Annotated in this window: 11 protein-coding genes; 6 read left to right on the top strand and 5 right to left on the bottom strand. The window is 62.2% G+C overall.

The window, feature by feature from the left end:
- Positions 1 to 288 precede the first annotated feature (288 nt).
- Together KEC16_RS00335 and KEC16_RS19925 are read left to right on the top strand one after the other, a co-directional pair.
- On the top strand, positions 289 to 1,221 hold the full coding sequence (locus KEC16_RS00335) for a histone deacetylase family protein (protein WP_211545671.1): 933 nt from the start codon (positions 289 to 291) through the stop codon (positions 1,219 to 1,221).
- Between the two features lie 103 nt (positions 1,222 to 1,324).
- The gene (locus tag KEC16_RS19925; RefSeq protein WP_211545670.1) at positions 1,325 to 3,346 is read left to right on the top strand and encodes a FecR domain-containing protein; all 2,022 of its coding nucleotides are present in this window, start codon (positions 1,325 to 1,327) and stop codon (positions 3,344 to 3,346) included.
- On the opposite strand, the gene KEC16_RS00325 is transcribed toward KEC16_RS19925, so the two are convergent.
- Complete coding sequence (locus KEC16_RS00325; RefSeq protein ID WP_211545669.1) at positions 3,347 to 4,255, bottom strand: ROK family protein; 909 nt, start codon at positions 4,253 to 4,255, stop codon at positions 3,347 to 3,349. It lies immediately after the preceding gene.
- 70 nt (positions 4,256 to 4,325) lie between these two features.
- Here KEC16_RS00325 and KEC16_RS00320 point away from each other — a divergent pair, with 70 nt between their 5' ends.
- The gene (locus KEC16_RS00320; RefSeq protein WP_346343982.1) at positions 4,326 to 5,357 is read left to right on the top strand and encodes an MBL fold metallo-hydrolase; all 1,032 of its coding nucleotides are present in this window, start codon (positions 4,326 to 4,328) and stop codon (positions 5,355 to 5,357) included.
- Between the two features lie 46 nt (positions 5,358 to 5,403).
- On the top strand, positions 5,404 to 6,273 hold the full coding sequence (locus KEC16_RS00315) for an MBL fold metallo-hydrolase (RefSeq protein ID WP_211545667.1): 870 nt from the start codon (positions 5,404 to 5,406) through the stop codon (positions 6,271 to 6,273).
- 15 nt (positions 6,274 to 6,288) lie between these two features.
- Here KEC16_RS00315 and KEC16_RS00310 read toward each other — a convergent pair whose 3' ends face one another.
- The 4 genes from KEC16_RS00310 to KEC16_RS00295 form a co-directional block, all read right to left on the bottom strand.
- A complete protein-coding gene (locus KEC16_RS00310) occupies positions 6,289 to 6,609 on the bottom strand; it encodes an ArsR/SmtB family transcription factor (protein ID WP_211545666.1) in 321 nt (106 codons plus the stop codon).
- A 197-nt stretch (positions 6,610 to 6,806) separates the two neighbouring features.
- Positions 6,807 to 8,729, bottom strand: a complete 1,923-nt coding sequence (gene dxs, locus KEC16_RS00305; RefSeq protein WP_211545665.1) for a 1-deoxy-D-xylulose-5-phosphate synthase — start codon at positions 8,727 to 8,729, stop codon at positions 6,807 to 6,809.
- Positions 8,730 to 8,734: 5 nt separating this feature from the next.
- Positions 8,735 to 9,625, bottom strand: a complete 891-nt coding sequence (locus tag KEC16_RS00300; protein ID WP_346343980.1) for a polyprenyl synthetase family protein — start codon at positions 9,623 to 9,625, stop codon at positions 8,735 to 8,737.
- An 8-nt stretch (positions 9,626 to 9,633) separates the two neighbouring features.
- Positions 9,634 to 9,879, bottom strand: a complete 246-nt coding sequence (locus tag KEC16_RS00295) for an exodeoxyribonuclease VII small subunit (protein ID WP_211545664.1) — start codon at positions 9,877 to 9,879, stop codon at positions 9,634 to 9,636.
- Between the two features lie 254 nt (positions 9,880 to 10,133).
- Between KEC16_RS00295 and rpsD the strand changes: the two genes are divergently transcribed.
- Positions 10,134 to 10,751: a 30S ribosomal protein S4 gene (gene rpsD / locus KEC16_RS00290; RefSeq protein WP_211545663.1), complete on the top strand. Its 618-nt coding sequence runs from the start codon at positions 10,134 to 10,136 to the stop codon at positions 10,749 to 10,751.
- Between the two features lie 149 nt (positions 10,752 to 10,900).
- On the top strand, positions 10,901 to 11,656 hold the full coding sequence (locus tag KEC16_RS00285) for a sensor histidine kinase (RefSeq protein WP_211545662.1): 756 nt from the start codon (positions 10,901 to 10,903) through the stop codon (positions 11,654 to 11,656).
- The last annotated feature ends 4 nt before the right edge of the window (positions 11,657 to 11,660 follow it).

The following is an 11,660-nucleotide window of genomic DNA, read 5'->3' as shown; positions in this document are numbered from 1 at the left end:
AACAAGCCCGTTGATGCCCTAAGCCGTCAACCAAGGCAAGCAAAGCCCGCAGCAAACCGGGCCGGGCGTGCCCCCGCGGCCGGCCGCGCCGGCTTTGACGCCCCCCCCCTAATTGTTGGTAAATGGCCGAGAAAACCCGCCATTAAGGCTCGTTCCGCGCTTCCTTCCGCCGGCTTCGGCGGCGCAATCTCGGCCAACATGGCCCCATGCGAAAATCGGGTATAGAAATTACCCTTGGCTTCATTGAGAATAAGGCAAACACCAATAAGGGACGTCCGAAGAAACACAATGGCCACTCTGCTGTTCACGCACCCAGTCTGCCTGCAACACGACACAGGCGACTATCACCCCGAATGCGCCGATCGCCTGAAGGCGGTTCTGGCCAGCCTGGAATCAGAGGAGTTCATGATGCTGCTGCGCGAAGAAGCGCCGCAGGCCAGTCGTGAGCAATTGCTGCGCGCCCATTGTTCCCATCATGTGGATCATGTGCTGTCGTCAGTCCCTGAACCGGGTGAATATTTTCACATCGACCCCGACACCCTGCTGTCCTATCAGTCGGGCGACGCCGCCTTGCGTTCGGCCGGGGCGGTCTGCGCCGCCGTCGACGCGGTGGCGGCCAAGCAGGCCCGCAATGCCTTTTGCGCCGTCCGTCCGCCGGGACATCACGCCGAACGCGACGCCGCCATGGGCTTTTGCCTGTTCAACAATGCCGCGATCGGCGCCCTGCACGCCCGTGACGCCCACGGCTTCAAGCGCGTCGCCATCGTCGATTTCGACGTCCATCATGGCAACGGCACCCAGCATATCTTGTGGGATGAACCTGGCATCATGTACGCCTCGACCCACCAGGAACACGCCTATCCCAATACCGGTCTGGCCGAAGAAACCGGCGGCGTCGGCCGCATGGTCAACGTGCCGTTGCCGGCGGGCTGCGCCTCTGACGATTTCCGTCAGGCCTTCGCCGACATCCTGGTCTACAAATTGCGGGAATACGCCCCCGACTTCCTGATCATCTCGGCCGGCTTTGACGCTCATGCCTCGGACCCGCTGGCCCATCTGCGCCTCAAGACCAGTGACTTCAAATGGGCGACCGAGCAATTGCTTGATGTCGCCCAGGAAACCGCCGGCAACCGGGTGGTGTCGGTGCTGGAAGGCGGGTACGACCTCAACGCCCTGGCCGCTTCGGTCAAGGAACATGTGCGCGCCCTGATGGGAATGTAAACCATCAACACCGGGTGATGATGTGACGGCGGGGCTGCTCAGTCCCGCCGTTTTCATGTCTAATCGGCGGTGGGGCAGCTAACGCACAACCGGGTTCGGGGACATGATCGAAAATTCCAGCACACCTGTCGGCGTCGCCGGCACGGTCAGCGGCACCGTTACCGTTCGCCACGATGACGGCAGCATCGGCACCGTGACCACCAACGACAAGCTGTTCAGCGGCGACATCCTGGAAACCGGCGCGGGGGCCGCCATCGGCATCATCCTGGCCGACCGCACCACCGTGTCGCTGGGCAGCCACGGCCGGCTGAGCCTGGACGAGGTGCGCTATGATCCGGCGACACAAGCCGGAACCGCCACCTTGTCGGTGGACCAGGGGGCATTCAGCCTGGCATCCGGTCAGATCGCCCATACTCGCCCAGATTCCTTGCAAATCCGCACGCCGGTGATGACCATCGGCGTGCGCGGCACCACCATTGCCGGCACTGTCGGCGCCAACGGCCACACCCAGGTGGCGTTGCTGCCCGATGCCGACGGCACTGTCGGCCAAGTGACGCTCAGCAACCAATCCGGCAGCATGGTGCTGAACACCGCCTTCACCATGGCGGAACAGCAATCGCCGACGTCGCCCTTTGCTCCGCCGGTTCCGGTGTCGCCGCAAACCATCGAAAGCCGGTTCGGCCAAGCCATGCAGGCGTTGCCGCCCGCCCCGCAACCGCAGACCGACACGCCGCCGCAACAACAAGACGATTCCACGACCTTCAACTGGTATAAGCCGGCCACCAATATCAGCGATCAGGTCGCCGCCAAGCTGGAAGCCGGCCTGGGCGAATTGGACTTCAACGCCATGCTGCGCGAACTGGCCGCGCGCGGTCTGACGGAAGAAGATCTGCTTGATCTCATCGACGAGGCGCTGACCTCGGACCTGGGCGACGAAGAGGACATCGACCAGGCCGAAGACGAAGCCGAGGTGAGTGGGATAAGCCTGACCGGCACCGCCGGTGACGATACCCTGACCGGCGGCGGCGGCGACGATGTGCTTTCCGGTCTGGCCGGGGCCGACCGCTTATACGGTGAAGCCGGCAACGACATCTTGTATGGCGGTGATGGCATCGACAGCCTTTGGGGCGGTATCGGCGCCGATACCCTGTACGGCGGCCTGGGCGGCGACAGCCTCTATCTCGGCGACGACCACGACGCCGATGTTGTCGGCTATAGCGCCGCCGATATCGCCGCCGGCAACGTCGATCAGGTCAACCAGGTCGGAACCGAGGACATCGTCGATCTCTCGGCCATCGCCTCCCAGATGAATGCCGGCAACGGCGCCGGCCTGGGGGGCGTCCTTGCCGTCGGGGACGAGTTGACGGCCTATACCAACATCGCCTCGCCCGGCAGCGAGGGAAGCGGTATTTATAAAATCCAATGGGACAGCAACAACGACCAGAATTATGATTTCATGGTCAATCTGTGGTCGTCCATCTCCATCTCGGCGCTGTTCCTCACCCCTGATGGCCGGGTTCTGCTGTCCACCGCCAGCACCGGCACCAGCGGCGACGACATCGCCTCGGGAACGGCGGTCAACGGCGGCGACGGCAACGACATCCTTTTCGGCCTCGGCGCGGCGGCGGTTCTTGATGGCGGCGGCGGCAACGACATTTTATACGGCACCGCCGGGAATGATATTCTGACCGGCGGCAGCGGCAACGACACCCTGATCGGTGGTTTGGGCACGGACCAGTTGACCGGCGGCAGCGGCAACGACGTCTTTTCCTTCCTGGGCGGCAACGCCGCCGCTGTCGGCGACCGCCTGATCAGCCTGGGCGCCGACACCATCACCGACTTCGACAGCGGCAGCGACAAGATCCAGCTGAACGCCACGGTGTTTGGCCTTAATGCCGGCGATTCCCTTACCGACAGCATCAACTATTTCGAAGACAGCAGCCTGGGCAATGTCAGCGGCGCCGCCGGCACCAGCGGCATCATCGCCATCAGCAATGGCGGTACTGTCGCTCTTTATTATTGTCAGGATCTGTCCAACGCCAGTTCGTCGTCCTATCAGGTCGCCACCCTGGCCGCGACCGATCTTAACGGCATCGACGCCGGGGATTTCGCCTTGGCCTCATGATCACCGCCACAGCCACGCCGCCCCGCGCACGCCCGACGAATCGCCGTGCGCGGGGGCGGCAAGTCTGGTCTCAACCACATCCGAGAACACGTATTCGCGCCAAAGCGATGGCAGGTTCCGATACAGCCGCGCCACATTGCCGACGCCGCCGCCCAGGACGATGATTTCCGGGTCGAGAATGTTGATCACCGTCGCCAGGGCACGCGCCAAGCGGTCCTCGTATCGACCGAGAACCCCTTCGGCCCGGTCGTCGCCTTGTTCCGCCAGGGCGACGATATCGGCGACCCGCAGGCCGTGGCCATACTGACGTTCCAACCCGGGACCAGACAAAAAAGTCTCGATGCAACCGGACTTGCCGCAATAGCAGATATGCCCCGGCAATTCGTCTTGTTCCGGCCATGGCAATGGATTGTGGCCCCACTCGCCGGCAATGGCATTGGGGCCGGACAGCACATGGCCGCCAATGACCACGCCAGCGCCGACGCCGGTGCCCAAGATCACCCCGAACAGCGATGCCGCCCCTTGGCCCGCGCCGTCGGTGGCCTCGGACAGGGCGAAGCAATCGGCGTCATTGGCCAGCCGCACCGGCCGGCCCAAGGCCTGGGCCAAATCCCGGTCGAACGGCTTGCCGATCAACCAGGTGGAATTGGCATTCTTGACCAGCCCGGTCTTGGGGCTAATGGCGCCGGGAATGCCGACACCGACGCTGCCCGCGCCGCCCAGGCGACTTTCCAGCCCCTCAACCAGATCCTTGATGATGGCGATGGTGCCGTCATAGCTGCCGCGCGCGGTGGCTACCCGCAGCCGGGCCAGTTCAGCGCCACTGGCGTGATCAAGGGCAATGGCCTCGGTCTTGGTGCCGCCCAGGTCGATACCGATACGAAGGAAAGGCTTGTCGTTGTCGCTCATGATCCAAATTTAACCTGTTGCCGCGGCGCATCAAACCGGTAACCTTATGCCGAAATATCGGAGAACTCCCGTGACCTACGTCCAGCTTGATCATCCCTTTCCCGCCCCGCCCGACATCGCGGCCGTACAGCAGGTGGCGCCGGGGGTGCTGTGGATCCGCATGCCCTTGCCCTTCGCCTTGGATCACATCAATCTGTGGGCGCTGGACGACGGCAACGGCTGGACCATCGTCGATACCGGTGTCGGCGATGACGAAACCATGGCCCATTGGCACAGCCTATTCGCTGGCGCCTTGGCCGGCAAGCCGGTGACGCGGCTGATCTGTACCCATTTCCACCCCGACCACATGGGATTGGCCGGGCCGTTGACCCAGCGCTTTGGCATTCGTCTGACCGCCACCGTCGGTGAATGGACCTATGGCCGCATGCTGATGCTGGAAGGCGGGGCCGATTACATCGACAATCAAGTCGATCATTACCGCCGCTGCGGCTATGGCCCCGACTTACTGGAGGGCGTGCGCGAACGCTCGGGGGGATATGGCGACCGGATCAAGCCGTTACCGACCAACGTCTCGGCCATCAGCCATGGCGATTGCCTGACCATCGGCGGCCGCCAATGGCAAGTCTTCGTCGGTCGCGGCCATTCGCCCGAACATGCCTGCCTGTATTGCGCCGAATTGAACGTGCTGATTTCCGGTGATCAGATCTTGCCGCGCATTTCCCCGGTGGTCGGCGTCTGGCCGCAAGAACCGGATTCCGAGCCCCTGGGGCAGTTCCTCGACAGTTTGAAGCGGCTGAAACAATCCTTTCCGGCCGATTGTCTGGTGCTGCCGTCACATCGCTTGCCGTTCCGTGGGCTGCATGAACGCGCCGACGAATTGCTTGCCCACCACGACGAGCGCTTGGAACGGGCGTTTGCCGCTTGCGCCAAGCCCAGCACCGCCCTCGCGGTCCTGCGCGCCCTGTTCCAACGCCCCCTTGATCCGCACCAGACCGGCTTTGCCGCCGGCGAGACGGTGGCCCATCTCAACCATCTCATCGCCCAAGGCCGCCTCGTCCGCACCGAGGACGCCGACGGCGTATGGATATATCAGACGGCTTGAATTCAGAGAATTATCGCCGATTTCCTGTAAAGGACAGGAGATCGTCATGAGCCGCCCCGATACCCCCGACGTCACCGCTTTTTTCGATGCCGCAACGTCAAGTGTCAGCTATGTGGTCACCGATCCGGCCACCGGCATTTGCGCCGTCATCGATCCGGTGCTGGATTACGACAGCCGATCCGGTCACTTGTCCATGGCGTCCATGGACAAGATCGCCGCCTTCATCGCCGACAACAAGCTGCAACCGCGCTGGATCTTGGACACCCATATCCATGCCGATCACCTGTCCGGCCTGGATAGCCTGCGCCAGCGCCTGGGCGGCATGACCGGTATCGGCGACCAGGTCATCGAGGTCCAGGGAACCTTTGCCAGCTATTACAATCTGGGCGCCGACATCCGTTGCGACGGCTCGCAATTTGATCATCTGTTCGCCGACGCCGAAGAGTTCCGCGTCGGCGGACTTGCCGCCCAAGCCTTGCATGTGCCCGGCCATACCCCCGCCTGCACCGCTTATCTGATCGGGGATTGCCTGTTCGTCGGCGACAGCCTGCTGATGCCCGATTTCGGCACCGCCCGCTGCGATTTTCCCGGCGGCGACGCTGCCACCTTGTATCATTCGATCCGCCGGCTGCTGGCCTTGCCCGATCAAACCCGCGTGTTCGTCGGTCACGATTACGGCCCCGGCGGCCGAGCCATCGCCTGGGAAACCACCATCGCCGACCAGCGCAACGGCAACATTCATGTCAATGAAACGGTCAGCGAAGAAATGTTCGTTGAATTACGCACAAGCCGCGATATGGCGCTGGAGCTTCCAGCCCTGATGCTTGCCGCTGTTCAGGTCAACATCCGTGGCGGGCGCCTGCCCACCCCCGACAGCAATGGTGTCAGCTATCTGAAAATCCCGCTGACACGCTGACCCCCAAGCCGGCGATCAGGCCGCGCAAACGCCGCCCGAATCCTTGGCGCAATAAAGGCCATAAAGGGTGGTGATCACCGCGCTGGCCTCGGCTCCGGACAGGGAATAAAAGATGGTCTGAGCTTGGCGACGGGTCTGCACCAGATTGTCACGACGCAAGCGGGCCAAGTGCTGGGACAGCGCCGATTGCGACAGACCGATCAACCGTTCCAGTTCGCCCACCGACTTTTCACCATGCAAAAGCTGGCACAGGATCATCAGCCGATGCTCGTTGCTCATGGCTTTGAGCAGCGTACTCGCCCGGCGGGCACTTTCTTGGAGTTTATCCAATTCCATTTTCCAACAGCCTTTACCTTCAAGCAACCCGGCATATAGCATACCACTCAAATTTGATGTTTCAATATTACAGCAACGAAACATTCAGGAAATCCTCGTCAGAACGAAAATTTCCCCACAAATTCGAGTGTTGAATACATTCCAGATCTTAGGAAAGGCGTCTGTAGTATATATTGCTTATTTAACGGTTACCTAATTTAAGCGGAGACCACAGCCGCCGGCTGCCCCAGCGCCGCCAGAACGCACGCGATGATTTGCGGTGCGTTAAGGCCAGCCAGATCGTGCTGCCGGGCGGGTGTTTCGTGTTCCAGGAACACATCGGGCAGAACCATCGGCCGAACCTTGAGGCCACGGTCCAGCGCCCCGGCATGGGCCAGCAGATGCAGAACCTGCGAACCGAAACCACCGATCGACCCTTCCTCGATGGTGATCAGCACTTCGTGATCACGCGCCAGGGCCAAGATCATCTCTTCGTCCAAGGGCTTCATGAAGCGGGCATCGGCCACCGTGGTCGATAGACCGCGCGTCGCCAATTCATCGGCGGCTTTGCAGACTTCAGCCAAGCGGGTGCCCAAGGACAGCAGGGCGACACGGCTGCCCTGGCGGAGGACGCGGCCCTTGCCCAGGGGCAGCACCTGCCCGCGTTCGGGCAATTCCAGCCCGACACCTTCGCCACGCGGATAACGGAAAGCCGACGGCCGATCATTCAAGGCGGTGGCGGTGGCCACCGCATGCATCAACTCGACCTCGTCGGCCGGGCTCATCAGCACGATATCGGGCAGGCAGCCCAGATAGGCCAAATCAAAAGACCCGGCATGGGTGGCGCCATCGGCGCCAACCAGACCCGCGCGGTCGATGGCAAAGCGCACCGGCAGCTTTTGGATCACCACATCGTGGATCAACTGGTCATAACCACGCTGCAAAAAGGTGGAATAAAGGGCGCAGAACGGCTTGAACCCCTCGCAGGCCAGACCGGCGGCAAAAGTCACCGCGTGCTGTTCGGCGATGCCGACATCGAAGCAACGGCTGGGGTAACGTTCGGCGAATTTATCAAGACCGGTCCCGGCCGGCATGGCCGCACTGATGGCGACGATGCGGTCATCGACGGCGGCTTCGGCCAACAAAGCCTTGGCAAACACCGAGGTGTAGCTGGGGGCATTGGCCTTGGGCTTGGCCAGGGCGCCGGTGACCACATCGAACTTGCCGACGCCGTGATACTTGTCGGCGGCGGCTTCGGCCGGCGGATATCCCCGCCCCTTCTGCGTCACCACATGGATCAGAACCGGTTTGTTGTCCTCGGAATCGCGGACATTCTTCAGCACCGGCAACAAATGGTCGAAATTATGGCCGTCAATGGGACCGACGTAATAAAAGCCCAGTTCCTCGAACAGCGTTCCACCGCCCGAAACGAAGCCACGGGCATATTCCTCGGCCCGCTTGGCGGCGCGTTCCAGCGGCGGCGGCAGCGACTTGGCCAAATCCTTGGCGAAGCTGCGAATGGACAAATAGGGCCGCGACGACAGCAAGCGCGACAGATAGGCGCTCATGGCGCCGACGGGGGGGGCGATGGACATGTCGTTGTCGTTCAAGATGACGACCAGGCGCGAATCCATGGAGCCGGCATTGTTCATGGCCTCATAGACCATGCCGGCGCTCATGGCGCCGTCGCCGATGACGGCGATGACGTTGAAATCCTCGCCCTTGAGATCACGGCCCACCGCCATGCCCAGACCGGCTGAAATCGACGTCGAGGAATGTCCGGCGCCGAACGGATCGTATTCGCTTTCCGACCGCTTGGTGAAGCCCGACAGACCGCCGCCCTGGCGCAGGGTGCGGATCCGATCCTTGCGGCCGGTCAGGATTTTGTGCGGATAGCATTGATGGCCGACGTCCCAGATCAGCTTGTCGGCCGGGGTCTCGAAGACGTGATGCAAGGCCACGGTCAGCTCCACCACCCCCAGACCAGCGCCCAGATGACCGCCGGTGATGGAGACCGCCTCGATCATTTCCTGGCGCACTTCATCGGCCAGTTGGCGCAATTGCTCGGGCGTGAACGCACGGGTATCCGCCGGGCAGTTCACCTGATCGAGCAGGCGGGGCAGAGCAGCTTTCATCACCATATTCCTTAAACGCTGCGGCTGACGACGTAACGCGCCGTCAAGCGCAGCAATTCCGCCGCCGGGCCGAAACTGTCCAAATGGGCGCAGGCCTGCTCGGCCAGCATCGCCGCCTGAGCGCGGGCACGGTCCGGCCCCAGCAGGGAAACAAAGGTGGCCTTGCCGGCCCCGGCATCCTTGCCCAGCTTCTTGCCAACCTGAGTCTCGTCGCCTTCCACATCCAGCAGATCGTCAGCGATCTGGAAAGCCAGTCCCAGATCATGGGCGTAATTCTTCAAGGCCAAACGCTGCGACGACGGCGCCTTACCCAAAATCGCCCCGGCTTCGCAGGCAAAGCTGATCAGGCGGCCGGTCTTCATCTGTTGCAAGCGGGTGATCGCGGCCACGTCCATGGACAATTCCGCCGCCTGCAAATCGACCATCTGGCCACCAACCATCCCCTGCCCGCCCGAGGCATGGGCCAGTTCCCACACCAATTCACAGCGCACCGCCGGATCGGGATGAGTGGATTGAGCCGCCAGGATCTCGAACGACCGCGTCAACAAGGCGTCACCAGCCAACAGGGCGGTGGCTTCGTCAAACTGACGGTGACAGGTGGGCCGTCCACGTCGCAGATCGTCATCATCCATGCAGGGCAAATCGTCATGGATCAGCGAATAGCAATGCACCATTTCCAAGGCGCAGCCGACCCGCAAGGCGGCAGCGGGCGAAACATTGAACAAGGATGCCGATTGCACCGCCAGGAACGGCCGCAACCGCTTGCCGCCATCCAAGGCGGAATAGCGCATGGCGTCGTGAACGCGATGCTCGGGCCCATCGCCCACCGGCAACAGGCGGGTCAATTCGTCGTTGACGGCCGCCGCGTTGGCAGCCAAAGCCAAGCTCAGGGGATCGGACACTGGACGTCTCACTCAATACCGGCAGGTTCAAGCCCGATGGCGCCATCGCCGCCCAGCACAATCTTGTCCACCTTGGCCTGAGCCTCTTTCAGCTTGGTCTCGCAATGGGCCTTGAGAGCGGCGCCGCGCGCATAAGCGCCAATGGCGTCGTCCAGCTTGGTCGAACCGGTTTCCAGCTTGCGCACGATGGCGTCCAATTCGGCCAGCGCATCCTCAAAACTCAAAGCGGCGATATCGGGCGGCAGATCGGCCATGTTGCCCAGGTCTCTCTATATTAATGGGAGGGTCGAAACGAAGGGATGAAGTTTACGGATGCGGCGCATCAAAGGCAAGCAAACCGGAGGGGCGAAATCGTATCGCAACCATTGACAGCGCCCGGCCCGCCGTATAAAAGCCCCCATTCATTCCCGAGAACGTGGGCGCGCTTGCGTCCCGCCCCAGATAAAACTGGATCAGGCCTATCGGGACAAACCCCAACCGGCAACAGCCGGGACCAAAGGAAGACCTGATGACGAAGCGTATTGAAGCGAAATTCAAAATCAACCGCCGCCTGGGCGTCAATCTGTGGGGCCGCGGCAAGAGCCCGCTGGCGCGCGGTAAGGAAACCCCGCCCGGCCAGCACGGCGCCCGCCGCAAGAAGCCGTCCGATTTCGGCACCCAGTTGATGGCCAAGCAGAAGCTGAAGGGCTATTACGGCAACGTTTCGGAAAAGCAGTTCCGCAAGCTGTATGACGAGGCCGTGCGCCGCCGTGGCGACACCTCGGAGAACCTGATCGGTCTGCTGGAGCGTCGCCTCGACGCCGTCGTCTATCGCATGAAGCTGGCCGTCAGCCCCTTCCAGGCCCGTCAGGTCATCAACCACGGCCACGTCCTGGTCAATGGCAAGCGCCTGAACGTCTCGTCCTATCAGGTCAAGGACGGCGACATCATCAGCATCAAGCCGAAGTCGAAGGATTTGGCGATCATCCTGGAAGCCGCTCAGTCGCCGGAACGCGACATTCCCGACTATCTGGAAGTCGATCACAAGGAAATGAAGGGGACCTTCATCCGCGCTCCCAAGCTGTCGGACGTGCCCTATCCGTGCCAGATGGAACCCAATCTGGTCATCGAATTCTATTCGCGCTAATCCAGCTTTCGCTGGAAGGCGGAAAGGCCCGGCGGCAACGCCGGGCCTTTCTTTTTGCATGGCTGCCGGGTGATTCTCTGCTCCCCTCGGCCGCCCAAACATATGCCATAGTAGTAACACTAAAGGTCGTTAACGCTGGGGGGCTGGCCATGGTGTCCGCCGAAGCCAAGGGGCAACAAGCCGACACCGATCGGCGCATCAGCGCGTTGCAACGCAATCTGGATGAATTGCGTCGTTCCAACGCCGAGCTCGAACAATTCGCCCATGTGGTCTCGCATGACCTGCGCGAGCCTTTGCGCATGATCAGCAGTTATGCCCAATTGATGATGCGCCGCTATGGCGGCAAGCTGGACTCGGACGCCGACGCCTTCCTTGGCTTCATCACCGAGGGGGCGGCCCGCATGGAACACCTGATCGGCGATATCTTGGACTATTCCCGCGCCGGCTGCTCGAACGTCGCCCTGGCGGCGATCGATTCGGCGGAACCGCTGGCCGCCGCCTTGGCCGATCTTTCCCCCAGCATCAGCGACAGCGGCGCCCATGTCTCGGTCGGGACCATGCCGACCATCTCTGCCGATAGCGGCCAGATCGAACGCCTGTTCGCCAATCTGGTCAGCAATGCGCTTAAATACCGTGCCGCCGACCGCATCCCGGAAATCAGCATCAGCGGCGGAGAAAATGTCGATGGCTGGCATTTCGTCGTCAGAGACAACGGCCAAGGCATCCCGGCGACCGATTGCGAACGGGTGTTCGCGGCCTTTTCCCGCCTGCACGGCAGGGATATTCCCGGCACCGGCCTGGGCTTGGCCATCTGCCGCAAGATCGTCGAACGCCATGGCGGCATTATCTGGGCCGAACCGTGCGAGCCCGCCGGCACGGCGTTTCACTTCACCCTGGCGCACTGATTGG

It is taken from the genome of Magnetospirillum sulfuroxidans (assembly GCF_018224925.1).
In the GTDB taxonomy this organism is placed as follows: domain Bacteria; phylum Pseudomonadota; class Alphaproteobacteria; order Rhodospirillales; family Magnetospirillaceae; genus Magnetospirillum; species Magnetospirillum sulfuroxidans.
Note: the sequence above shows the minus strand (reverse complement) of the source record. Positions and strands in the feature narration are given on the sequence as shown.